This is a genomic window from uncultured Treponema sp. (assembly GCF_945873775.1).
Classification (GTDB): domain Bacteria; phylum Spirochaetota; class Spirochaetia; order Treponematales; family Treponemataceae; genus Treponema_D.
This window is the reverse complement of the sequence record NZ_CAMCEC010000004.1, coordinates 22,903-46,887: the sequence shown is the minus strand read 5'-3', so window position 1 is coordinate 46,887 and position 23,985 is coordinate 22,903. Positions and strand designations below refer to the sequence as shown.

Annotated in this window: 21 protein-coding genes; 3 read left to right on the top strand and 18 right to left on the bottom strand. The window is 40.7% G+C overall.

The genetic code is table 11. The annotated features are described in order from the left end of the window. The first annotated feature begins 123 nt into the window (after positions 1 to 123). Genes dnaE through recG form a run of 3 tightly spaced genes read left to right on the top strand, consistent with a single transcriptional unit; the run spans position 124 to position 6,556 of the window. Positions 124 to 3,765 carry a DNA polymerase III subunit alpha gene (dnaE, locus tag Q0N70_RS03265; protein WP_294013825.1) on the top strand — a complete coding sequence of 1,214 codons (3,642 nt, stop codon included), beginning with the start codon at positions 124 to 126 and terminating at the stop codon, positions 3,763 to 3,765. A gap of 22 nt (positions 3,766 to 3,787) precedes the next feature. Further along, on the top strand, positions 3,788 to 4,369 hold the full coding sequence (locus Q0N70_RS03260; protein ID WP_294013823.1) for a YggT family protein: 582 nt from the start codon (positions 3,788 to 3,790) through the stop codon (positions 4,367 to 4,369). After that, positions 4,370 to 6,556, top strand: a complete 2,187-nt coding sequence (recG, locus tag Q0N70_RS03255; RefSeq protein WP_294013821.1) for an ATP-dependent DNA helicase RecG — start codon at positions 4,370 to 4,372, stop codon at positions 6,554 to 6,556. On the opposite strand, the gene Q0N70_RS03250 is transcribed toward recG, so the two are convergent. The 18 genes from Q0N70_RS03250 to Q0N70_RS03165 all read right to left on the bottom strand — a co-directional run bounded on the left by Q0N70_RS03250 (position 6,537) and on the right by Q0N70_RS03165 (position 23,918). Next, entirely contained in the window at positions 6,537 to 7,388 is an 852-nt protein-coding gene (locus Q0N70_RS03250; RefSeq protein WP_294013819.1) for an RNA polymerase sigma factor RpoD/SigA, read from the bottom strand. The genes recG and Q0N70_RS03250 overlap by 20 nt on opposite strands. A 389-nt stretch (positions 7,389 to 7,777) precedes the next feature. After that, the gene (locus Q0N70_RS03245) at positions 7,778 to 8,050 is read right to left on the bottom strand and encodes a co-chaperone GroES (protein WP_013700724.1); all 273 of its coding nucleotides are present in this window, start codon (positions 8,048 to 8,050) and stop codon (positions 7,778 to 7,780) included. A 134-nt stretch (positions 8,051 to 8,184) separates the two neighbouring features. Beyond that, positions 8,185 to 10,047: a hypothetical protein gene (locus Q0N70_RS03240; protein ID WP_294013817.1), complete on the bottom strand. Its 1,863-nt coding sequence runs from the start codon at positions 10,045 to 10,047 to the stop codon at positions 8,185 to 8,187. After that, positions 10,044 to 10,529 carry a transcription antitermination factor NusB gene (nusB, locus tag Q0N70_RS03235; RefSeq protein WP_294013815.1) on the bottom strand — a complete coding sequence of 162 codons (486 nt, stop codon included), beginning with the start codon at positions 10,527 to 10,529 and terminating at the stop codon, positions 10,044 to 10,046. Before nusB ends, Q0N70_RS03240 begins: the two co-directional genes overlap by 4 nt. A gap of 9 nt (positions 10,530 to 10,538) precedes the next feature. Beyond that, positions 10,539 to 11,618, bottom strand: a complete 1,080-nt coding sequence (locus Q0N70_RS03230) for a SurA N-terminal domain-containing protein (RefSeq protein ID WP_294013813.1) — start codon at positions 11,616 to 11,618, stop codon at positions 10,539 to 10,541. Positions 11,619 to 11,681: 63 nt separating this feature from the next. Continuing rightward, positions 11,682 to 13,499, bottom strand: a complete 1,818-nt coding sequence (locus Q0N70_RS03225) for an alanine--tRNA ligase (protein WP_294013811.1) — start codon at positions 13,497 to 13,499, stop codon at positions 11,682 to 11,684. A gap of 99 nt (positions 13,500 to 13,598) precedes the next feature. Next, positions 13,599 to 14,234, bottom strand: coding sequence for a uracil phosphoribosyltransferase (gene upp / locus Q0N70_RS03220; RefSeq protein WP_294013808.1), 636 nt, complete (start codon positions 14,232 to 14,234; stop codon positions 13,599 to 13,601). Between the two features lie 3 nt (positions 14,235 to 14,237). Then, positions 14,238 to 15,533 carry a uracil-xanthine permease family protein gene (locus tag Q0N70_RS03215; RefSeq protein ID WP_294013805.1) on the bottom strand — a complete coding sequence of 432 codons (1,296 nt, stop codon included), beginning with the start codon at positions 15,531 to 15,533 and terminating at the stop codon, positions 14,238 to 14,240. Between the two features lie 167 nt (positions 15,534 to 15,700). After that, complete coding sequence (locus Q0N70_RS03210; protein WP_294013802.1) at positions 15,701 to 17,194, bottom strand: Na+/H+ antiporter NhaC family protein; 1,494 nt, start codon at positions 17,192 to 17,194, stop codon at positions 15,701 to 15,703. Next, positions 17,191 to 17,355, bottom strand: a complete 165-nt coding sequence (locus Q0N70_RS03205; RefSeq protein ID WP_013700716.1) for a hypothetical protein — start codon at positions 17,353 to 17,355, stop codon at positions 17,191 to 17,193. Before Q0N70_RS03205 ends, Q0N70_RS03210 begins: the two co-directional genes overlap by 4 nt. 27 nt (positions 17,356 to 17,382) lie before the next feature. Beyond that, positions 17,383 to 18,204, bottom strand: a complete 822-nt coding sequence (locus Q0N70_RS03200) for an RnfABCDGE type electron transport complex subunit B (RefSeq protein WP_294013795.1) — start codon at positions 18,202 to 18,204, stop codon at positions 17,383 to 17,385. A gap of 17 nt (positions 18,205 to 18,221) precedes the next feature. Further along, a complete protein-coding gene (locus Q0N70_RS03195; RefSeq protein WP_294013792.1) occupies positions 18,222 to 18,800 on the bottom strand; it encodes an RnfABCDGE type electron transport complex subunit A in 579 nt (192 codons plus the stop codon). Further along, complete coding sequence (gene rsxE / locus Q0N70_RS03190) at positions 18,797 to 19,414, bottom strand: electron transport complex subunit RsxE (protein ID WP_294013788.1); 618 nt, start codon at positions 19,412 to 19,414, stop codon at positions 18,797 to 18,799. Before rsxE ends, Q0N70_RS03195 begins: the two co-directional genes overlap by 4 nt. Position 19,415: 1 nt before the next feature. Then, positions 19,416 to 20,018, bottom strand: coding sequence for an FMN-binding protein (locus Q0N70_RS03185; RefSeq protein ID WP_013700712.1), 603 nt, complete (start codon positions 20,016 to 20,018; stop codon positions 19,416 to 19,418). After that, the gene (locus Q0N70_RS03180; protein WP_294013783.1) at positions 20,015 to 21,046 is read right to left on the bottom strand and encodes an RnfABCDGE type electron transport complex subunit D; all 1,032 of its coding nucleotides are present in this window, start codon (positions 21,044 to 21,046) and stop codon (positions 20,015 to 20,017) included. The genes Q0N70_RS03185 and Q0N70_RS03180 overlap by 4 nt, the downstream gene beginning before the upstream one ends. Continuing rightward, entirely contained in the window at positions 21,043 to 22,392 is a 1,350-nt protein-coding gene (gene rsxC / locus Q0N70_RS03175) for an electron transport complex subunit RsxC (RefSeq protein WP_013700710.1), read from the bottom strand. Before rsxC ends, Q0N70_RS03180 begins: the two co-directional genes overlap by 4 nt. A 99-nt stretch (positions 22,393 to 22,491) precedes the next feature. Further along, positions 22,492 to 22,974 carry a Cys-tRNA(Pro) deacylase gene (gene ybaK, locus Q0N70_RS03170; protein WP_013700709.1) on the bottom strand — a complete coding sequence of 161 codons (483 nt, stop codon included), beginning with the start codon at positions 22,972 to 22,974 and terminating at the stop codon, positions 22,492 to 22,494. A gap of 5 nt (positions 22,975 to 22,979) precedes the next feature. Then, a complete protein-coding gene (locus Q0N70_RS03165) occupies positions 22,980 to 23,918 on the bottom strand; it encodes an SPOR domain-containing protein (RefSeq protein WP_013700708.1) in 939 nt (312 codons plus the stop codon). Positions 23,919 to 23,985 lie beyond the last annotated feature (67 nt).

The window sequence follows — 23,985 nt, the reverse complement described above, 5'->3', positions numbered from 1 at the left end:
ATTGCAGGGGATTATCCAGTCAAGCTGGATAATGACAAAAGGCTAGACAAGGGAATCTGCCTAGCAAAAAGAGGCTTTTTCTATTAGAATAAGGTCATCTAAAAAAACTGCAAGGAGCTTGGCTTGGCTGACTATCATAAATTTCCTGACGCCCCGGAAGGAACTCCGGTTAGCAATTTTGTTCATCTTCACGTCCATTCAGACTATTCAATTTTGGACGGCGCAAGCAAAATTGACACGCTTGTTGCAAGGGCAAAAGAGCTTAATATGCCGGCACTGGCTCTTACTGACCACGGAAATATGTTCGGCTCGCTCAACTTTGAAAAGCTCTGCCACGTAAACGGAATCAACCCGATTGTAGGCGAAGAATTTTATGTTGCCTGGGGAAACCACACAGAGCACAACGATGTTCCGTTCGGGCGCAATGGAAAAAACAGCCACTACTTTCATCTTATTCTTTTGTGCGAAAACCAAACCGGCTACAAAAATATGTCATGGCTTTCTTCAATCGCATACACGGAAGGACTTTACTACGGAAAACCAAGAATAGACTTTGAGCTTCTAAAAAAGTACCATGAAGGACTTATCTGCCTAAGCGCGTGCATTCAAGGAGAACTTCCGCAGCTGCTTTTAAATGGAAGGGACGAAGACGCATACCGGGTCGCAAAAGAATACAAGGAACTTTTCGGGCCGGACCGCTACTACATTGAAATTCAAGACCACGGACTTGACGAGCAAAAAGAAGTCGCAGTCAAGCTCATAAAACTTTCCAAAGACTTGGACATTCCGCTTGTTCTTACAAACGATGTCCATTACTGCAACAAGGACGATGCGGAAGCTCAAGACGCTTTAAGGTGCATTGGATTCAAGAAGCTTTTGGACGAGCCTCATCAGACAATGGGCGGCGGAAGAAAAGAATGGTACTTAAAGACAGAACAGGAAATGTCAATTCTTTTTCCGAACTACCCGGAAGCTATGGCGAACACAATAAAAATCGCCAATATGTGCAACCTTACAATTCATCAGTACACAACGCCGGAATTAAAAGGCTGCCTTCCGCGGTTTTCACTTCCAATCGAATTTCAAAAGCACGAAGACTACACGGAAAATCAGGACGACTACGTGCGCTGTCTTGTAGAAAAAGGCCTTAGAGTGCGCTACCCGGAAATCACGCAGGCAATAAGGCGGCGGTGCGAATACGAGCTTGGAATTATCTTTAAGATGGGATTTTCGGGCTACTTCCTGATTGTTTGGGAATTCATAAACTGGGCAAAAGAACACGGCATTCCAATTGGTCCGGGGCGCGGTTCAGGCGCAGGCTCTCTAGTTGCGTACTGCATGACTATAACAGACATTGATCCGTTCAGGTTCAAGCTGATTTTCGAGCGTTTCTTAAATCCAGAGCGCGTTTCCATGCCGGATTTTGATATAGACATGGACTTCGATTTTAGGCAGAACATCATTCAGCATACAAGAGAAACTTACGGAGAGCCGCAGGTTGGCCACATTGTAACGTTCGGAACTTTAAAGCCCAAGAACTGTCTTGCCGATGTCGGACGAATCCTGAACATTCCGCTTTCAATTGTTACAAAAGTAAAAGCCTGCATTCCAGACAATCCAAAGGCAAAACTGAAAAACGCGCTTGAGCCGCCTACAGACAAATTTCCAGACGGCGGACAGCTTATTCCAATCAGCGAAAATCCAGAAACGACAATCGGGCTGGATAAAAAAACTTTTGACCGCTGGATTGCTCTTTGCAAAAAACTTGAAGGCTTAATCAGAAACACTGGTCTTCACGCTTCTGGAATGGTAATCGGACTTACTGCCCTTCCAGACTGGGCGCCGGTTTTCAAAGATCCAAAGACAGGCGAAGTTGCGGTTCAGTATACAATGGACATAATTGAGCCGTGCGGACTTGTAAAGTTCGACTACCTTGGGCTTAAAACACTTTCTCTAATCCGCTATGCCGAAAACATAATCAACAAGCATAAAAAGCCAGACGAGCCGGAATTCAAGACAGAAAACGTAAGTGAAACCGACTCCGAGACATTCGACTTGTTCTGCCGCGGAGACTCTGTTGCAATTTTCCAGTTTGAATCTCCGGGAATGCAGAAAATATTGCGCCAGTGCCAGCCAAGATGCGTGGAAGAACTTGTCGCCTTGAACGCGCTTTACCGTCCTGGTCCGCTTGATTATATTCCGCAGTACATTGAAGGCAAATGGAAGCCAGAAACCGTTCACTACCCAGATCCGTGCCTTGAAGGAATCCTAAAGGAAACTTACGGCGTTATGGTTTATCAGGAACAGGTTATGCAGGTTGCGCAGAAGATTGCGGGCTTTTCTCTTGGCGGCGCGGATATGCTTAGGCGTGCCATGGGAAAAAAGAAGCTTGAAGTCCTCATGGGCAAAAAAGTTGAATTTGAAGAAGGCGCAATAAAGCAAGGCTACACAAAAGAGCACGCTGATGAAATTTTTGACATAATGGTGCCGTTCGCTGGCTACGGATTTAACAAGTCCCATGCGGCGGCCTACACAGTTCTTGCATACAGAACCGGCTGGCTTAAAACCCACAAGAAAGCTGAATTCATGGCGGCAAACCTTACCAACGAAATCACTTCCACAGATACGCTTCCTGAATACATTGAAGAAGCCCGCAAAATGGGAATTCAAGTTGATCCGCCGGACGTAAACCGCTCCGACTCAATTTTTGATGTTATTGACGGTCATATTGTTTTCGGTCTTAAAGGAATAAAAGGAATGGGCGAAGGAGCCGCAAGAGCTATTGTTGAAGAACGCGAGCAAAACGGACCTTACAAATCTTTTGTGGATTTTATTGAACGATTGAGCAACAAAGACGTAAACAAAAAAGCGATAGAAGTCCTTATAAAAACCGGTGCATTTGACAACTTGGGACAAAACCGCGCAACTCTTACCATGAACCTTGAGCGCGTAATTGAATACGAAGACAAAAAGAACGCTTCCAAGGAATACGGTCAGGCAAGCCTTTTTGAAGACGCCGGAATAAAAGAATTTGAAGACTTTAAGTTTGAAGAATGTGAAGACCTTCCAAAAATGGAGCGTCTTAACATGGAAAAGGAACTAATAGGCTGCTTTGTTTCGGGGCATCCGCTGGACGATTACAAAACCGCAATAGAAACTTGCGCAACCTGCAACAGCGAAAATATCGGACGCTGGGCAAAAATCGACAAGGCAGAAAAAGCATCGCTGGAATCAAGCGGAAGGTCATCTTGGCAGTCAAGAAATTCCGGCAAAACTTATGTTGCAATCGGAATGCTTCAGGATTTAAAAATCATAATGACAAAAAAAGGCAAGCAGATGGCATTTGCAAAACTTGCCGACTACAAAGGATTTATTGATGTAACATTCTTTCCTGCTGTTTGGGAAAAATATTCAAGCCAAATTGAAGCCGAAAAAGTTTACGCGTTCAAAGGCAAAGTTGACGGCTCAAGAGAAGTTCCAAGTTTTCTTGTAGAATCAATTGAAGACATTGCAACTTTGCAGCAAAAGGCAATTTCAAGTGTTCACATTCAGCTTGAACAAGGCTTTTCTTCCGTAAAAGAAATCGCGCCGCTTAGGGACATTTTGTTTGGCGGAACGGGAACTTTGTTAGTATATTTTCATATAGAAATAGACGGAAAAACTTATGTCGTAAAAGCGAACACTCAGCTGACTGTTCCAAACACAAAGGAATACATAGACAACATAAAAGATATTTCCGGAGTTCAGGAAGTCTGGACTGAATAATGGCACAGGAGGTTTTTACGCCATGTTTATCTTAAGAATAATTTCAGCATTTTTATCGCTATATTCTCTTTTATGTCTTTTGCGAATAATAATCACTTGGATTCCAAATTATTCATACAGCAAACCGGCGGACATTCTGGCGCAAATATGCGATCCGTACATGAATCTTTTCCGCGGAATAAAATGGCTTAGGTTCGGAAGCTTTGACTTTAGCCCCGCTCTCGCTTTGTGCATTTTAGGCGCAGGCTCCCAGCTTTTTTCAAGCCTTGCAAACGGAGGCTACATAAACCTCCAGATGATTCTGGCAATGATTCTTGGGATTTTCTTTTCAATTCTGTCATCGCTCATTTTCTTTTTGATAATCCTTTTTGCAATAAGACTTATTTTGATAATGATAAACAGAGATTCTTACAACACAAGCGGATTCATGGCGAACCAAATTGACAGCTCAATTTCACCGATTGTCTACAGAATCGCAAGAACATTCGCAATGGGCAGACGCATAACTTACAAAGCCGCCTTGATAATTTCAATAATCGCCCTTTTATTTTTGCAGTTTGCATTAAGAATTCTTTTAGCACTTATTTTGTCGATAATTTTATAAATGATTCTTTCTGAACTTGGAGCCGCTGTAGAAACACTTTCTGGTGTAGGTCCGGCAGCGGCAAAAAAATTCGCCAGCCTAAATATTTTCACAGTAGCCGATTTGCTTTCTGTTTTTCCACGCGACTACGAAGACAGAACTAAGCGGATTCAGCTAAGGGATTACGCAAATTTTCCAAAAGTCCACACAATCTGCAAAGTGACGGCTCACCAGTGGTTTGGCTACGGCAAAATGAAAACCTTGAAAATCGCAATAAGCGACGGAAGCGCAAATGCCTGGCTTGTTGCATTCAACCGGGACTTTCTTGCAAAATCACTGCCAGAAGGAAGCATAATCGCCGTAACTGGAAAATTTGAAACAAAATACAACGAGCTTCAGTCTTCATCTTTTGAAGCGACAAGAATTTCGTTCGACGGAAACTTAGAGGATTTTGAAAACATTCCAGTTCCAGACAGCGCGGTAATTCCAATTTATCCGCTTACAGAAGGGCTCACGCAAAAAGTCTACAGAAAAACTGTAGCGCAGGCTTTAAGGCAATACGCAAAAAATATAAGCAATGAAATTCCAGAGCAAATCATAAAAGAGCGGAATCTTTTAAATAAAAGCGAAGCAATTCTTTTTGTTCATCAGCCGCAAAATTTGAATCAGGCGCAGGAAGCTAGAAAAACTTTAATTTACGAAGAGCTTTATCTTTTTGAATACAAAATGCTCGAACGCGCTCTTATGCACCGCGGAACTTTGCCTTTGCAGGATTTTGTTCCAGAAGCATATCCGTACTTTTCCACGCCAGATTCAGAAACAGGACTTGAGCAGATAAAAAATGAATTCCAGAAAAGCCTTTCGCCGCGTCAAAAGCAAATTTTCAGCAGCCTGAATTTTGAGCTTACGTTGGATCAGATGAATTCAATTTTAGAAATGAACCGCGACATTGATAAAAGCCAAACGGAATGCAACACAATGCTGAATGCTCCGCAAAAACTTTCAAAGCCTCCGTTTTCCATGCAGCGGCTTTTGCAAGGAGATGTCGGCTCTGGAAAAACCCTTGTATCTTTTTTTGTCTGCGCACGGACAATTGACTACGGCGGACAATGCGCTATTCTTGCTCCCACAGAACTTCTTGCTCGCCAGCACGCAGAAAACGCCGCAAAACTTTTAGAGCCAGCCGGAATAAAAACAGCGTTTCTCACAGGAAATTTAAAAGCTTCTGGCAGGCAGCCTCTTTTAAATGCTCTTAGAGACGGAAACATTGACATTGTAATTGGAACTCATGCGCTTTTCAGCAGAAACACACAGTATAAAAATCTTCAGCTTGCGGTAATAGATGAGCAGCATAAATTTGGAGTAACGCAAAGAGAATCGATTATTTCAAAGGGAAGAATCTCATTCAAGCACATGGCGCATTCTCCGGATCTTTTAATGATGAGCGCAACACCGATTCCGCAGACATTGGCGCTGACTGCATTCGGCGACCTTGACACAAGCGTGATAAAAACAATGCCCAAGGGAAGGCTTCCTGTAAAAACTTATCTTACAGTTTTTGGAAACGAACGCAATGTTTACGAAGCCATAAGAAAAGAACTGAATGCAGGCCATCAGGCATATTTTGTTTATCCAAGAATCGCAGAAAATCCGCAGGCAGAACAAACAGACAAAGCCTCTTTAAAGTCCGCAGAAGAAATGTTTGATTTTCTTTCAAAGGAAGTTTATCCGAATTTTAAATGCGCGCTTATCCACGGAAGAACTGACGATGAGCAGCAAGCTGAAATACTAAAAAATTTTTCAAGCGGAAACATTCAAGTTCTCGTTGCAACAACAGTTGTTGAAGTCGGAGTCGATGTTCCAAACGCAACCTGCATTGCAATTGAGCACGCCGAACGTTTTGGACTTGCGGAGCTTCATCAGCTGCGCGGAAGAGTCGGGCGTGGAAAATTTCAGTCATACTGTTTTTTAACTTACAGCAAAAACATCACCGAAACTGGAATATCACGATTAAAGGCACTGCATCAAAGCAACGACGGATTTTTTATTGCAGAAGAAGATTTAAAGCTGCGCGGTCCTGGAGAAGTTTTTGGAACAGCCCAGTCAGGATATTTTGCATTGAACATAGCCGACTTAAGCCGTGATAAAGAAATTCTCAAGACCACACGTTACGACGCTTTATGCCAGCTTAAGCAACGTAATCCTTAAGAGAAATATCGCAGATTTTGTTTGCACGGATTTTTGCAATCGCATGTTTTTCAATCTGGCGGACACGCTCTCTTGAAAGATTCATTTTCTCGCCGACTTCTTTTAATGTTCGTTCGCCTTGACCATTAAGACCGTAGCGCATATTAAGAACTTCAATAGACTTTTTATCCAAGCCCGCAAGAGCCTTGTCAATTTCAGTTTTCAAGGAAGCATCAATTGCCGCATCTTCAGGTGTAAAAGTTCCGGCAGAAACTGTATCAACAAGAGCAGTATCAGAATCGCCGCCAACAGGAGAATCCAAGCTTATCATTTCCTGCGAAATATTAAGCATTTCTCTTATGTGGTGCTTTGTCATTCCAAGTTTAAGCGCAACTTCTTCAAGCTCTTCTTCCTCGGATTTTTTTCCATGCGGATTCACACTGTGGCACGCTCTTTTTATTTCAGTAAGCTCAGCATCTTTATTTACAGGCAGGCGAATCGGGCGGCCAAAATCAACAATCGCTTTCATTATGCTCTGGCGAATCCACCAAACAGCATAAGATATAAAATGATAACCTTTGCTTACATCAAAATGATCAAGCGCCTTCATAAGTCCAAGATAGCCTTCACTTATCAAGTCTTCGTATTCAAGACCTTTGTTCAAATACTGTGAAGCAATTTTTATAACAAAGCGCATATTGGAAGTCAAAAGTTTGTCTCTTGCAGCTTTGTCCCCAGCAGCGGCTTTTGTTGCAAGCTGAGTTTCTTCGTCATTCGTAAGAAGAGGAATCTTCGTTATTTCATTAAGATGAATCCTCACAACGTCTAAATCTTTTGCTGAAACATTAGCCATTTTTTTGCCTCCAGTATGCTTTTATTTACTTAATAAATAGCATAAAACGTGCCAAGTCATACAAAAAAGCAAGAAAAAAAATAAAATAAACAGCCCAAATATCGAGTTTTGATAATGACAGTAGTTTAAGTGTCATTCCCGTGCTACGACACTGGAATCTGTTGAAAATTTTCAATAGATTATCGGGTCAAGCCCGATAATGACATTAAATTATAAAACTCGAAATTAAGGGTAAGCAACTTTTTACGTTTCAACAGTAAAAAAGCTGATTTGAATGCAGTTTTTTAGATTTTAAAAGCCTTTAAAAACAAATAAGGCTGCATCAAAATGACACAGCCCATAAAGTGTTGATTCAAAGTGAGTCAAAATGCCCCACTAAAAACAAAAAATTACTCTACAACAGCAATAATGTCGCAGTTTTTAAGAATAAGATAGTCTTCGCCGTCAATCTTAATTCCTGTTCCAGCATACTTATCATACAAAATTTTTTCACCAGGCTTTACAGTGATTTTTTCCTTTTCAGTTCCAGGTCCAACAGCCTCAACAACAGCCTGCTGAGTTTTTTCCTGCGCTGTGTCTGGAATAATAAGTCCGCCAGCTGTTTTTGTTTCTGCGGCAACCTGCTTTACCAAAACTCTGTCTGCCAATGGTTTTACTTTCATTTAAATCCTCCAAATCTATATTTGAAAATTTTTTAAAATTTTGAGCGTACAACATAAATTAGGCACGCTCTTTTTTTTACACTATAAAAATACAAATTTTTTTCCTTAAAGTCAAATTCTATAGAAAATAAGTTTCATTTTTCCGCTTGAATTTTTTTCTGAAGCAAACGCACCTTGTTATTTTCAGAATCCAACGAAAGCGCATATTTTAAAGCCCTTGAAGCTCCATATAAATTTCCCTGCTTCCATTCAAGCTGCGCAATTCTAAACAAAATTTCAGCCTTTTCTTTTCCTTCAGATGATTTTGCAGAAGCCGTGTTAAGCGAATCCAAAGCTTCTGGCAGGCGGTCAACGCTAGCATACAAAACGCCAAGATTGACAAACGCATTTATAATTGAAGAATTTTTTGAAGATGAATTCAATGCGGCGATTCGGTTTCCATAATTTTCAGCGATAAAATTATAAAGAGAAATTCCAGATTTAAAATTTTCCTTTTTACAGGCGAACCAGGCGCAAAGTTCACATTCCCAAAGCTCAAGATTTTCCGGAGAATCTTCAGGCAAAAAATCATACTTCGACTTATAATAAGAATCAAAAAGAGCTTCTGCATCCGGCTCGGAATTTTCGTTTAGAAGAGAAAAAACGCAGTGCTTTAAAACAGATTCAGGATAAATATTTTCCGCGGAAACATTTTTTTCAAGCATCAGCCAAATATCAGAAACAGGCTTTTCAGTTTTGTCAAGTTTGCTTTTTTGAGCAACAAGCGCGTCCTTTAAAACCAAGGCTTCTGAATTTTGGGATGCAATAAGGGTATCAAGTTTTTCAAGAACGGAATCAAAAGGCACAACCGGAACTTTGTCTTTTTTTTCCATGCTCAAAGTTTTTAATCCGGCGTTTCTAATTTTTTGCGAAAGAAAATCTTCATGCTGATTTTTTATCTGATCAAGTGAAAATTCTCCAAGAGCCGCAAGCCCAGGCAAATAATCAGGGAAATTAACAGAAAGAAAATCAAGAAGTTTTTGCTCGGTTTCAAAGTTCCCGTTCCGTTTGGCAAACATCGCACTGTTCATGTATATCCGCGGCGGAATTTCGCTGAAATTCTGAATAAGTTTCTGCCGAATTTCTTCAGAAGAATTTTCCTCGCCTTCAATATAAAATCCGTCCGATTCAAGCGAAAGAATTTCAATCTTTGCAGTCAAATCAGTTTTTTCCGCAAACGAAGCAAGTTTTGAACTAGCTTCCAAAGCCGCAATGCTTTCAGCGTAAAGTCCTGAATCAAAAAAAACACAGCCCCAAAAAAGACTTTCCTTGCCGCTCGAAATTTTCTTTGGATACAAAGCAACAGCATTTTTAAATTCACCGCTGCGCATAAAAATTGAAGCGGCATTAAAAATCCAAATGCTTTCATCTGAACCGTCAAAAGCGTTTTTGTACACAGAAATAAAAGCCGGATTGCAAAAAATTTCTTTTATTTCTTCCGAAGTTTTTATTTCCGCAGATTTATTTTTCTTTTTTGATGAAACAGAATTGAATGCTGATTTTAAAACAGGCTCGCCATTTTCTACAGCAAGCAAAGCCTTTCTTAAAACACATTCCGCATAAATCGAAGAATATCTGGAATCTTTTAAGCAAAGTGAAATTTGAAACGCTTCTTCAAGACGATTTTCCCGCAAAAGAAAATTCGCATACACAGCGGAAAGCTCTGGATTTTTTTGATTTTTTTTAAGACTTTTTTTTAAAACACGTTCTGCGGATTTTGTTTCGCCAAGAAAAAAATAACGTTTTGCAATTCCAAGATATTCGTAGGAAGCATAGGCTTTTTTTTCAAGTTTTTTTAGTGCTTTTAAAGCATCTTCCGCAGAATTCTGAGAAACAGCAGCATCAACAGAATCCAGTGCGGAAGTAAAAGATGAACCTTCAGAATGAGAAGAGCACGAACAAATTAAAACTGCAGCCAAGCAGCAAAAAGCCGCAACGCAGATTGATTTTTTGCTCACGCTACCTCTTCTTTGCTGATTGTATCAAGGATTGCATTTATAAATTTAAAAGAATCGTCTGTTCCAAATTCTTTTGAAATTGCAATGGCTTCATCAATAATTATTGTAGGCTTAAGTTCTTTTTGATAAAGCAAGGCAAAAACACTGATACGCAAAATAGAAAGTGTAACTCTGTTCAAGCGGTCAAAATTCCAGTTTGCAGTCAAATGCGCCTTTATTTTTTCATCAATTTCCTGAATATGATTTATTGTTCCTGAAATCAGCAAACGTGCAAAATCATAAGATTCCGCCCGCGACTGGGAAAAATCTTCAGTTTCAGAATTTTCTGTTACAGTTTCGGGCAGAACAAATTTTCCATTTGAATTATTTTCAGAATCTTCTTTCAGCCATTCAAGCTTTAGCAAATCATCAAGGGACGCCTTGCCGACATCATAGGAATACAAAGCCTGAACTGCAAAAATACGACCATTTCTTCTGGACACAACAAACTCCTATTGCCAATTAAGGAGCTTTTTTAGAGCGTCGCCAGTTTTTTTGCGCTCAACATTTGAAGGAATATCAAGCGACTTTGAAATTTCCTGGGCAGCTTCTGTAAAATACTGGCTCTGTTTTTGAGAAGTAATGTTGCGCTTTAGATAATCGTAAACAGTTACAGTTGTTTCCGGCTGAACAACATCGCTGATTGAAAGCATTTTTGCATCATATTTTTTTAGGACAGCGTAAAACTGGAAGTCAGAAGCAGTTTCTGTAACTTCAGAAAGATAGCCAGCTGATTTTCCAAAGAGCTCATTAAGCTTGTCGATTGACCAGCCAAGCTGCTGCGCTTGCTGAGCTGTTTTTGCAACTGTAATGTCGCCAGCTCTGTAATTAGTTCCATTTTCGTTTGAATTTTTAATCTCTTCGGATTTTTTAGAATCGCCTTTGTACTTGTTTCTCAAGTCTGTTGCCAAAGCACGAGCCGCCATATCATTGCTTCCCTTTGGAACCATAACAAGGAAAAGTTTCATCATGTCGTTCCAAACAAAAGTTGACTTGTTCATTTCATAAGCATTGCGGATCTCTTCATCAGTTGCTGCTACCGCCTGAATTTCAGACTGTTTTTTTGAAAATACATACTGCTGAATGATAAGCTGATTTTTCAAGTAAGCCTTGTATTCAGACTTTGACATTCCGCTGTATTCTTTTATATATTCATCCAGGGATTTTCCAGTCTGCTTTTTTATCAAGTCTTCAAGCTGAGCTTCTGAAACACGAGTTCCAAGCTGCTGGCTAAAAGTATTCAAGAAAGCGTCATCAACCTGGCTGTCTGTAACGGAAAGACCTTCTTTTGCCGCCGCCTGAGTAATCAATTTTTCAGCGATAAGATTTTCCAAAAGAGCCTGTTTTTGCTCAATAGGAAGAGATTCCATTCCGTACTGCTTTTGAATAAAACTTGCGCGTGTCTTGAGCTGCTTTACAGTAATTGTTTCTGATTTATTAAGTTTTACAACTGCAAGAGGCTGCAAATCACTTTGGGCAAAAGCTCCGAATGCAGCAAAAAAAATCAATAGTCCAATAGAAATTTTTTTCATGAAAATTCATCCTTATATAATTCATTTATTAATAAACAGTTATTATTCAGTTAGGTTACGCAATTATTTTTCCAACGGAAGACCGCCGGAAATTACGGCTCTGATTCTGCGCACTCCTGCGGAAGATGACTGCTCCTTCTGGATTTTGAATTCGCCGATCTGCGCCGTGTGCTGGACGTGCGGTCCGCCACAGACTTCCTTGCTGAACCAATTGTCCTTTTCGCCGATTGTGTAGACTTTTACATCCTCGCCGTATTTGTTCGTGAACAGTGCGCGCGCGCCTTCCGCCTTCGCCTTTTCAAGCGGCATGACTTCCATTGTAACCGGCAAATCTTTTTTTATCTGCTCGTTCACAATGTCCTCAACTTTCTGGATTTCCTCTTTTGTCATCGGGCGGTCAAACGTGAAGTCAAAGCGCATACGCTCATTCGTGATGTTCGAGCCTTTCTGCGCAACCTTATCTCCAAGAACATTGACAAGCGCCTGCTGAAGCAAGTGAGTCGCCGTGTGGTATTTTGTTGTTGTGTCCGACTGTTCGGCAAGTCCGCCCTTTGCAGCTCCGGCATCCTGAGTTTTTGAAGCCTCCTGATGCTTGCGCTCGGCCTCCTTGAATCCCTCGACATCGACGGTGAACCCGTTTTCGGCTCCAAGCTCCTGAGTAAGCTCAAGCGGGAATCCGAATGTATCGTAAAGCCTGAATGCGATTTTTCCTGAAATTTCCTTCTTTGGATTTTTCATCAGGTTCGGAAGAAGCTTCTGGAATTCAGCCTCGCCCTTGCGCAACGTGTCGCGGAATTTGTTTTCTTCCGCGGAAAGTTCCGTGAAAATCTTTTCCTTGTTCTGCTCAAGCTCCGGATATGCGCACTTGAAATTCTCAATTACTGCCTGCGCGATTTCCGCAAGAAAATTCTTTTCGATTCCAAGCTTCATTCCGTGGCGGACTGCACGGCGGATCAGACGGCGGAGAACGTAGCCCGCACCGACATTTGAAGGGGAAACGCCTTTCTGGTCACCGAGAATAAAAACCGCTGAACGTGAATGGTCGGCGATAATCCGGACGCTTCTGTCTTTTTCTGCATCTGTGCCGTATTTATAGGAAGAAAGTTCCTCTATTTTCGCAATTATTGGCTGGAAAACTTCTGTGAGATAAACCGAAGTTTTTCCCTGCAGGATGCAGTTTGTGCGCTCAAGTCCCATTCCTGTATCAACATTTTTCTTTGGAAGCGGCACAAGAGTTTTTTCATCAACGCGGTTGTACTGCATAAAAACATTGTTCCAGATTTCCATCCAGTTTTCGCTGTCTGTGCCTTTATTTGAGCCAGCCGGCGGAAGTCCTTCGCCAACCCAGTAGAAAATTTCTGTGTCAGGACCGCATGGACCGGTTGGACCTGCAGCCCACCAGTTGTCGCTTGCAGGAAGATATGCGATTTTGTCTTCCGGCATTCCGTTTTCTTTCCAGTAAGTAGCAGCCTCTTCATCGCGCGGAGCATTGTCATCACCGGCAAAAACTGTTACAGAAATTTTTCTAGGATCAAGACCGAGCCATTTTGGACTTGTAAGGAATTCGTAAGAAAATCCGATTGATTCTTTCTTGAAATAATCGCCCAAAGACCAGTTTCCAAGCATTTCAAAGCAAGTAAGATGGCTTGGATCGCCGACTTCATCAATATCACCTGTGCGGATGCATTTCTGGTAATCTGTAAGGCGTGTTCCGGCCGGATGTTTTTCTCCCAAAAGATACGGAACAAGCGGATGCATTCCGGCGGTTGTAAAAAGTACAGAAGGATCGTTTTCAGGAATTAAAGACTGGCCTGAAATTTCAACATGGTTCTTTGATTTAAAAAATTCAATATATTTTGAACGTAACTCGTTTGCAGTCATAGCAATCTATAGTAAAACTAAATACTTAAATAGTCAATTGTGGATTCATGCTCCGCCAAAAATCAACGAAGCATGAATTTTACGCTTTTTTATAAGGAATCAGTTTGTTCCAAAAATTCTATCGCCAGCATCTCCAAGACCAGGGCAAATATATGCGTTTTCATTCAGGCAGCGGTCAAGGTGGCCAATGTAAAGTTTTACATCAGGATGAGCTTTTGTCAGAACGTCAACGCCTTCTGGAGCTGCAATTATGCACATAAATTTTATGTTTTTTCCGCCGCGCTTTTTTATAAAATCAACTGCGGAAACAGCAGAGCCTCCAGTAGCAAGCATAGGATCAACAATTACAATCTGACGCTGATCAAGAGAATCCGGCATTTTGCAATAATATTCTTCAGCCTGATGAGTTTTTTCATTGCGGCTCAAACCAATGTGCCCGACTTTTGCGGAAGGAACAAGAGTCAGCATTCCGTTCATCATTCCAAGTCCGGCGCGAAGAATCGGAACAACAACAAGTTTTTTTCCAGAAAGCATCGGCGTTTTGCAAACTTCAATCGGAGTTTTTACTTCAACATCTTCAACTGGAAGATCCCGCAAAGCTTCGTATCCCATCAAAACTGCAATTTCTTCAACAAGTTTTCTGAATTCATTTGTTCCAGTTTTTTCATCACGGAGCATCGAAATTTTATGCTGAATCAACGGATGATTTAAAAAAACTACATTTTTATTTTCCATAAATTACTCTTTTTCCGAAGCCTTTTTTTCAGGCAAAAGCATATTCAAAATGATTCCAACCAAAGCTCCTGTCGCCAAGCCAGAAAGTCCGAGAGTCAGTCCGCCGATGTGAATGTTTACAGCTCCAGCGGAACTATATTTTATTCCGATTGAAAGAACGAGAATCAGAGCCGCAATAATTACGTTGCGTGAATCCTTGAAATCAACTTGGCTTTCAACAATATTTCTTACGCCGACTGCGGAAATCATTCCATATAGAACAATTGAAATTCCGCCGCAAGTTGCAGCTGGCATCGCGCTTATTAACGCCGCAAATTTTGGAGAGAACGAAAACAAAATCGCAATCACTGCCGCAATTCTGATTACACGCGGATCGTAAACTCTTGACAAAGTGAGAACGCCAGTGTTTTCGCCGTAAGTCGTGTTCGCAGGCGCGCCGAAAAGTGAAGCTACAAGAGTTGCAAGTCCGTCTCCCAAAAGTGTTCTGTGAAGTCCGGGATTTTCAAAATAATTTCTGTTCACAGTTGATGAAATGGCGGCAATGTCTCCGATGTGCTCCATCATGGTTGCAATCGCAATCGGAACAATCGTAACTATGGAAGTTATAATTAATGAAGTGTCGGGATTTTCAAAAATTGCAAAAACAGTGTTTTCTTTAATAACTGGAAGTCCAATCCAAGCCGCGTTTTTTACAGATGTGAAATCAACTTCGCCAAGAATTCCTGCAAAGACATAAGAAACGACAGCCGCAAGAAGAATCGGAATAATTTTTATCATTCTCCTTCCCCAGATAACGCAGGCAACAATTACAAGAACCGCAGAAAAAGCGACAAGCCAGTTTCTTGAACAATTGTCTACTGCCGACTGTGAAAGCGTAAGTCCAATCGAAATTATAATCGGACCTGTAACAACCGGCGGAAAGAAGCGCATTACTTTTTTTACACCGAAAACTTTTACAAGAACAGCAAGCAGAAAATACAAAGCCGCAGAACAAGCAACGCCAAGACATGCATAAGGCAAAAGATGTTTTTCACCATTCGGGGCGATTGTCATGTAGCCGGCAAGAAACGCAAAAGACGAGCCTAAGAAAGCCGGAACTTTTCCTTTTGTAAAAAAGTGAAATATAAGAGTTCCGATTCCGGCAAACAAAAGCGTAGAAGAAACGCTAAGCCCCGTAAGCTGCGGAACAAGAACCGTTGCGCCGAACATTGCAAACATGTGCTGCACACCAAGCGCAAGCATTCTAGGCTTTCCCAAAGTGCGCGCATCATAAACCGCATTTAAATTATCATTAGACATTTTTACTCCAATAAAAAGTCAATGAGAAAGTATAAACTTTCGATTTGGCTTTTTAAGCATATTCGCAATGAAATGAGAATATGCAATCAACAAGAAGTTTGCAACGCAAACTTGTGAACAAAAACTTTGACGCTATTTCAGTCAAAGTTTTTGTTACACTCCTAAGTTTAAGCTTCTGCTTTCTGATGTTTTTTAAGAAAAAACAAAAATCCTGCAATTACAATCATTCCGAACAAAATAGGAAGAATTGGATTTTTTACAAGACCGGCAATCAGATAGCAAATAAAAGAAACGCTTGCAACAGAAAGCGCATAAGGAAGCTGCGAATTAACATGGTTCACGTGAACACATTCCGCGCCAGCGCTTGCCATTATAGTTGTATCAGAAATCGGCGAACAGTGGTCTCCGCAAACAGCTCCTGCCATGCACGCTGAAATTGAAATAATCATAAGGTTGTAATCACTTCCGTTAAACACGGCGACTACAATAGGAATAAGAATTCCAAAAGTTCCCCAGGAAGTTCCAGTTGCAAATGCAAGGAACGCGCCAATTACGAATACAATCGCAGGAAGAAAATTCAGCATTCCAGAAGCATAAGTCTGAACAAATGATGAAACAAATTCTTTTGAGCCAAGACTGTCTGTCATAGATTTCAAAGTCCAGGCGAGCGTCAAAATCAAAATCGCAGGAACCATGGCTTTAAATCCGTCTGGAATACAAGACATGCAGTCTTTAAAACTCAAAACACGGCGCAAAACAAAAACAATCAAAGTTAAAATCAGCGCGCCAAAAGAACCGTACATAAGTCCGACAGAAGCATCACAGCCAGAAAAAGCCGCAACAAATCCGCGGTGGTCTTCGCCTGAAGCAAAAAATCCGCCTGTATAAATCATTCCAATTACGCAGAAAACGATGAGCGAAATTATAGGGAACACAAGATCCAGAACTTTTCCTTTTGCAGTTGGAAGTTTTTCCTCTTCAAGTTCATTGGAAGAAGATGAAGATGACAAAGCTTCAAAGCCTTTCATAGGACCAAAATCAACTCCGGAAATAACAATTGCAAAAAGAGCAAAAATTGTAAGAAGCGCGTAAAAATTATAAGGAATCGCTTTTATAAAAAGCTGAAATCCGTCTTCGCCTTCAACAAATCCTGTTACAGCCGCAGCCCAAGAACTGATAGGCGCAATAATGCAAACTGGAGCCGCAGTTGAATCAATAAGATAAGCAAGTTTTTCTTTTGAAACTTTATATCTGTCTGTAATCGGGCGCATTACGCTTCCAACTGTGAGGCAGTTAAAATAGTCATCAATGAAAACAATTATTCCAAGAAAAATAGTTGCAATCTGCGCATTCTTTTTTGACTTTATGCGTTTTTTTGCCCATTCACCAAAAGCCGCAGAACCACCAGCCTTGTTCATGAGCGCAACCATTATTCCAAGAATAACAAGGAAAATCAAAATTCCTACGTTGTAAGAATCAGACAGAGAGCCTACGAACCCGTCTTTAAAAACATGATTTATTGTTCCTGCAAAACTGAATCCTGAATAAAAAAGACCGCCAATTAAAATTCCGATAAATAAAGAAGAATAAACTTCCTTTGTTATAAGCGCCAGACAAATTGCTACGACCGGCGGAACTAAAGACCAAAATGTTCCTATCATTTTTCTTCCTCTTTCTTAAATTCAGTTTCCAGCGGCTCTGAAATTCCGCAGCTTTCAAGTTTCTGAAAAACTTTTATTGCATACTCAACTACATCCAAAGAAGTTGCAGAACAATAAGTTTTTAAATTTGTCAGTTCTTTTATGACCTGAACATTTGTCATAGAAACCTCCTATCTATAAAACAAATTTTATACAGCAGTAAGTTCCTGCATGAATTTCAAAACTTTGTCAGGGCAAGAGGAAACACAAGTTCCGCAGCTTGTACATTTTGAATAATCAACCGCAGGAATTCCAGAAGAAAGATCAATGCACTGCTCAGGACATTTTTTTGCGCAAATTCCGCATTTAAAGCATCCGGCAGAACAGTCTTTTCTAATCTGAGGCTTATTGTCGTTATGGCAAGAACAAAGCGCGACAGGACCTTTTAATTCAATGTTTGTAATGCTGAAAAGTTTTTTCGGACAAGCCTTTGCACATTTTCCGCAGCCAACACATTTTGAATAATCAACATGAGGAAGCCCGTCGTCTCCCATTGACAATGCGCCGAACGGACAAGATGAAACGCAGTCGCCAAGACCAATGCAGCCAAAAGCGCAAAGCTTTGTTCCATTCACAGAAAGCTGGGCAGCTTTGCAAGTCTGAACGCCGTTGTAAATTCCTTTTGTTCCAGCGCATTCATTTGTTCCGTGGCAAGCAAGAACTGCAGCCTTTTTTACAGCATCAGATTCATCGCCTGTCAAGCCTAAAATTTTATTTAACGCCGCTGAAACTGACGGTCCGCCTGCAACGCATCCATTTGCAGGAGCTTCGCCTTTTACAACAGCCACAGCAAAAGAATCGCAGCCGGCATATCCGCAGCCTCCGCAGTTAGCGCCAGGAAGAGCTTCTCTTACATGGGAAACTTTTGGATCAACTTCAACTGAAAATATTTTTTTAAAAAGCCCTAACAGAGTGCCAAGAACAAAACCAATCAGCAGAGCAATAACAACTGTAAAAATAATCGTATTCATAAAGTTCCTCCGCTGAATTATTTTATAAGACCTTTAAAGCCTAAGAATGCAAGGCTCAAAAGTCCGGCGGCAACATAAAGAATTGGAGTTCCCTTAAAAGCTTCAGGAATTCTTGCAATTTTGATTCTACTTCTTACGCCCGACATAATCACCATGCTCAAAAGAAATCCGCAGGCTGTTCCAAAAGCATAAACAATGCTCTGAATATAATTGTAGTCTTTGCTTATGCAGTTTATTGTAACGCCAAGAACCGCGCAGTTTGTTGTAATCAGCGCAAGATAAACGCCCATTGAAGAATAAAGTCCAGGCGCGGATTTTTTCAGATAAAATTCAACAAGCTGAACAAGAGATGCAATTACAAGAATGAAAAACAATGTCTGCAAAAATTCCAATCCAAGCGGAATCATCACAAATTTATACAAAGGCCAAGTAACAACAGTTGCAAGAATGATAACAAAAGTTGTAGCAAGTCCCATTCCAGAAGCCTTGCCAGTTTCAGCAGTCATTCCAATAAAAGGACAGATTGCCAAATACTGAATAAAAACAACATTGTCAACAATTGCTGACTTTATAAAAAGCTGAATCATATCAGTCATTTTGCAGCCTCCTTTTTATTTTTTAAAGCCTGAACTGCCGCACCAAGAAGTCCAAAAACAATGAAGCCGCCCGGCGCGCTGTTTAAAATTCCAATTCTGTACGCTTCAGGAATAAGCTCAAGCTTTACAGAAGTTCCAGCCATCAAAGTTCCGCCGCCAAAAAATTCACGCACAAGCGAAATCACAACGAGAACGCAAGTGTAGCCAATTCCCATTCCGAGCGCATCAAGAATAGAATTTCCGACATTGTTTTTTGAAGCGAAAGATTCAACGCGTCCCATGATAATGCAGTTTACAACAATCAGCGGAAGAAAAACTCCAAGCGCATCATACAAAGATTCAACATAAGCCTGAAGCACAAACTGAACAATAGTTGTAAACGCCGCAATAATAATTATAAAAATTGGAAGGCGGATTGCATTGGGAATGCATTTTCTAAAAACGCTGATTACAAGCTCGCTCATAAGAAGAACAAATGTCATGCTCATTCCCATTCCAAGTCCGTTAAAAATACTTGTTGTAACTCCAAGCGAAGAACACAAGCCGATATTTAAAACCAAAAGCGGATTTTCCTTTAAGAAACCGTTTGTAAAAATTTGAAGCTGCTTGTTCATATTAATTAAACTCCTGTCCATCAAGAACTTTTAAAAGGCATTCTGTTCCTGCGGAAATAAGATTGCCAATGCCAACGCTAGTTATTGTCGCCCCGGAAATAGAGTCAAAAGTCTGACCAGCAACAAACCCGTCTTTGGCATTTTTTCCTTCAAATTGTCCGTAAAACGTTTTTCCGCTGGCAAGAGTAAAAGTCGGATCATTTGCCTTCAAGCCGAATCCTGGAGAATCAGTAAGCTCCAAAAACTGCAAGCCTGTAACAGTTCCGTCGGATTTCATTCCAACCATGATTGTGCCTTTGTCATAAGTTGGACCTGTAACTTGGGCAACTCCGCCAATCACGTTTCCACCCTGTTTTGCGATAAAAATATTTTGTATTGTAATAGAAGAATTTGATGCTGCAGGAAATGAATCAACAGCCTCAAAAGAATCTGCGTCTTTTACAACAGCTTTCATTGCGGCATTCGCTTTGTTAAGTTTATTCTGCGCAATCCGTCCGTAAGTAAAATTATTTACAACAGCAAGAACTGTGCAAGCCGCCATTGCATAAATCGCAAGGACAATTCCAAGTCCAAGCATTTCCAAGACTGAATTTTTCTGGCTCATTTTTCAGCCTCCGCATTTTTTTTCTGTTCTAAAGGAACTGTATTTGAAACATCAAAATCCTGAATTATTTTTTTAGGAGCAGGCTTTCTGTTTCCTTTTTTTCCGTAGCCATATTTTCTTGCTGAAAGATTATTCAAGAACGGAGCTACTGCATTCATAATCAAAATGCTGAACATTACACCTTCTGGGTATCCGCCGAATTTTCTTATCAGGAAAGTTATAAGTCCGCAGCCAAAGCCAAAAACAAGACGGCCTTTTTTTGTAACAGGAGCAGTTGAATAGTCAGTAACCATAAAAGTTGCTCCAAACAAAAGTCCTCCGCTCAAAAGCGCAAAAAGAACATCTCCGCCGGAAACAAATGTGCAGACAGCAACAGTTCCAACCATTGCAATTGGTGCTCTCCAGTCGATTATTTTTGTAAAAGCAAGAAATGCAAACGAAAGCAAAATCAAAAGAATTGAAGTTTCGCCAATGCAGCCGGCTCGGTTTCCAAAAAAATATTGAAGATAAACTGAACTGTCAGCAACAAAAGAGCCTGCCTTAACTTGACTCAAAACTGTTGCGCTTGAAATTGCATCGGTCGCCGGATTAAACCAAGACGCGCCCAAAGCAACTGGAAAACTTATAAACATAAAAGCACGTCCAGTAAGCGCCGGATTAAAAACGTTGCTTCCGATTCCTCCAAAAAGTCCCTTTGCAATAACAATCGCAACCAACGCGCCAAGAACTGTCATCCACAAAGGCGTTGTAGACGGAATTACAAGAGCAAGCAAGACGCCTGTTAAACAGCAAGACAAATTTGAAACAACAATTTTTTGACGAGTGATTTTCTGAAACAAAAATTCAAAAACAAAGCACGAAGCAACAGAAACAAGAATTGTCGCCAAAGCAGGAAGTCCAAAAACAATAACGCCATAAATACATTCAGGAAGCAGAGAAATCAAAACTGCAAGCATTATTTTTTGAGTTGAAAGCCCAGCTGTAAAATGCGGGCTAGAAGAAAGAAACATTTTATTTTCAGAGTTCATTTTTTTACAGCCTCCTTTGCTTTTGCCGCCGCAATCTGTTCTCTTACAATAGACTTTCCAATTCTGAAACGCTGAACAAGCCTAACATTCGCCGGACAAGCATAAGCACAGCAACCGCATTCAATGCAGTCCATAAGACCAAGTTTTTTAGCATTTGAAATATTTTCAGCCTTAAGCTCACGAACCATAAGAACCGGGCTTAAATGCATTGCGCAGACAGACACACACATTCCGCAGCCAATGCACTGCTCTTCATCAACAAGATAAGTTTCATCTTTTGTAAGGAAAGTAATTCCGCTTGTTCCCTTTGCAACTGGAAAATTCATATCAGGCATCGTAAAGCCCATCATCGGACCGCCGGAAATAATTTTCACAGCTGAATTTTCTTTTAAAGAAAAAAATTCAGGAGACAAATCTGAAATCATTGTTCCGACTGGAACTCTTAAATTGCATGGATTTTCTACTGCGCCGCCTGAAATTGTAAGGCTGCGTTCAATCAAAGGTTTTCCAAGCCTAAAAGCATCGCTTATCGCGCAGACAGTTCCAACATTTGAAATAATCACGCCAGCATCGGCAGGAAGTTTTCCCGAAGGAATTTCAACGCCAAGGCAAGACGAAACTATAAATTTTTCAGAACCCTGCGGATATTTTGTTTTGACAAGCATCACGCGAATATCATCCGCATAGCCTTTTTCAACTATAATTTTTTCAAGGGAAGGTTTTATATAAGCCTTGTTGTCTTCAAGCGCAATTATTCCAGCCGCGCCAACAAGATTCAAAATAATCGCAAGCCCGTCTATAAGTTTTTCCGGAGTTTCAATCATTGTGCGTTCATCGCAAGTAAGATAAGGCTCACATTCAGCGGCATTGACAAGAACGTAATCTATTTCTTTATCTTCTGGAGGATTTAATTTTACATGCGCAGGAAAAGACGCGCCGCCCATTCCGACAATTCCAGCATCTTTTATCCGCTCAAGAACTTTTTCTTTTCCACAGGTAAACGGATCTAGCGGCTCCAGGAATTCAACATTGTCCGAACCGTCAGACTCGATAACAATGCAAGGCGCAGTCATTCCGCCAGTAACGGTAAAATTCTGAATCTTCTTTACTTTTCCTGAAATAGAAGAATGGACGGGCACTGACATGAATTTTTCACCCGAAGCTATTTTCTGTCCTTTTGCAACAGAATCTCCAACTTTTACGAGCGGAGTGTTTGGTGCGCCGCCCATGGTGATTGGAATCGTAACCGTTTTTGAAGAAGGAAACGCCTCTTTTATAGGGCATTTATTTGTAAGCTCCTTCATTTCCAACGGAAAGATTCCGCCTTTAAAAGTGTGTGTTTTCATGGAAATAATTTTACTATAGAAATCGCAAAAAGTCGATAATTTCAAACAACGAATTCCTATTTTGAAATCCGCTGAAAATATATCCGGCAAAAATTCAAGTTAAAGAATTAAATCAACAGGCTGAGCATCGCTGGCTTTTATCAAATCAGAAGGAGAAATCACAAGCTGAAGTCCGCGGATTCCTGCGCTGACATAAACCTTTTCATAAAGCGAAACTGTTTCATCAATAAAAGTTCTGTATTTCCGTTTCATTCCAATTGGAGAACAGCCGCCTCGGATATATCCTGTAAGCGACAAAAGTTCCTCAGGCTTAGCAGGATGAACTTCTTTTGCGCCACAAGCAGCTCTGGCCTTTTTCAAGTTGATTTCATAAACCGCGCTCTGGCAAAAAACAACAGTCTCTTTTGAATCCGTGCGCATGACTATCGTTTTAAAAACGCATTCAGGATTTATTCCAAGTTTTTCAGAAAGCTCCAAGGCAGCTCCCTTATGAAGCAAATGCTCTCCGTCATCGTCGTACTCTTTTGTTTCATAAGGAATTTCCAAACTGTCTAAAATGCGCATTGCATTTGTTTTTTTCATTTTAGTTATTTTGCCGCGCTAGTATTTGTAACGTAAGTTCCATTTTTTGCAAACAAAGAAATTGTATCGATTCTTTGCTTCCAATATTCTGCTTCACTTTTTGTTGTATAAGGTCCGACTCTTACGCGGTAATGAAGCACGCCTTTTGCATCTGTAAATGTAAAGACTTCGCATGGAATTTTATTCGACTCAAGAATTCCTCTGGCTTCGTCAGCATTTTTTGTCGTTGTGTAAGAGCCAGCCTGAACCCAGAATCTGTCGGAAACTTTTTTTGCCGGCGCAGTTTTTGAAGCAGAAGACTGTGTTGATTTTTTTGGAGCTGAAGAAACTTGCGCAGAGCTTTTTGAAGAAATTGAATTTTTATTGCTAGACGCAGAAGCCTTTGGTGAAGAAATTTTCTTTTCAACTACAGGAGAATCTTTTTCAACATTGCGGTGAACGGCATTTGTTTCTCTGATTGCAGTTTCAGCAGCCTTGTTCTGAGCTGTAACATTGCTAGATGCGGAAGCTGTGTTTTTCAATGCGTTCAAATCAATTGTTGTAGTCGATGTGTCTCCAACATTATAAACGCTTGTGTTTCCTGTAGAAATAACAGTAACGTTGTCTGTCTGCGCAATTCTTGAGTCAGTATTTTCAATAGAAGTTTTTCCTTCCGCAGGAGATTCAATATTTGAAGTTACAGAAGAATTATTTACTTCCGCAGGATTTATGTTTTTTTCTTCAACAGGAGGCTCGCTCGGAAAATCAATTCCATTTGAAAATGATTCCGCGTGTTTTTGCTGTGCAGTTTCTGGAGACATCCAAACCGAGCCAGCAGAACGCTGATAGAGAGCAGTTGTATTTTTTTTAGCTTCAGACGCATAAAGAATTACAGCGGCACCAAGCACAACTGACAAAAAAATTCCAGCCGCAAGTACAATCCAAATAGTTCTTTTCTGTTCCATAATCTTATCCCCTGCCAGCTTTCAAAAATAAAACAAAAAGCCGGTATTCCATACAAAGAATATCGGC